The following is a 739-nucleotide window of genomic DNA, read 5'->3' as shown; positions in this document are numbered from 1 at the left end:
TAGAACCCCTGCTCCTCAAGACTCTCCTTGAGAAGCTGCCGGCTGGGCGAGTCGAAATCCTTCTCGACCACCCTTCCGGCCGCCGAAACGGCCGCGACCGCCCTCCAGACCGGACAGAAACTGCAGGGGACGTTTTCTGATACGGAAAACATAGAACCCCTGCTCCTCAAGACTCTCCTTGAGAAGCTGCCGGCTGGGCGAGTCGAAATCCTTCTCGACCACCCTTCCGTCCGCGGTTCCTATTTTGCAATGGAAGCTTGGCATAAGGAACTTATATACCATACTTAAGTTGGAATTCGAATGAAAAGGACAAAGAAAAGGCGTTACCTTGTACAATCTTATCATGTGGCGGCGACGCCGGGAGGATCGAACGGAATGGAGGAATGGTTTGTAGATGGTAAGTTACGGGTCGAATGTCCTTTCAAAGAAAAAAGCGGCTCCGAAAGGAGCCGCTTTTTTCTTCTTTGAACTGGCGGGGCTGACGGGACTTGAACCCGCGACCTCCGGCGTGACAGGCCGGCGTTGTAACCGACTCTACTACAGCCCCCTATGAGACAGAAAATAGGAAACAGAAAATAGTCAAGAAGTGGAGACTGGAGGGCTATTTTCGGTTTCCTATTTTCCAGACACGACCGCTGCCTTCCGGCAATGGTCTCGCTGATTTACTGTACCGAATCTTTCAGAGCCGTGACCCTCGGCTTGTAAGGCCGATGCTCTCCCAGCTGAGCTATTCGCCCGA

At 52.9% G+C, this 739-nt stretch carries 1 tRNA gene; it reads right to left on the bottom strand.

Features of this window, described 5'->3' with window-relative positions:
* Positions 1–470 precede the first annotated feature (470 nt).
* A tRNA-Asp gene (locus tag DTF_RS0113555) sits at positions 471–547 on the bottom strand.
* Positions 548–739: the final 192 nt, after the last annotated feature.

Source organism: Desulfuromonas sp. TF (genome assembly GCF_000472285.1).
Lineage (GTDB): Bacteria > Desulfobacterota > Desulfuromonadia > Desulfuromonadales > ATBO01 > ATBO01.
The sequence above is the reverse complement of the archived record's forward strand: the minus strand, read 5'-3'. Positions and strand labels throughout refer to the sequence as shown.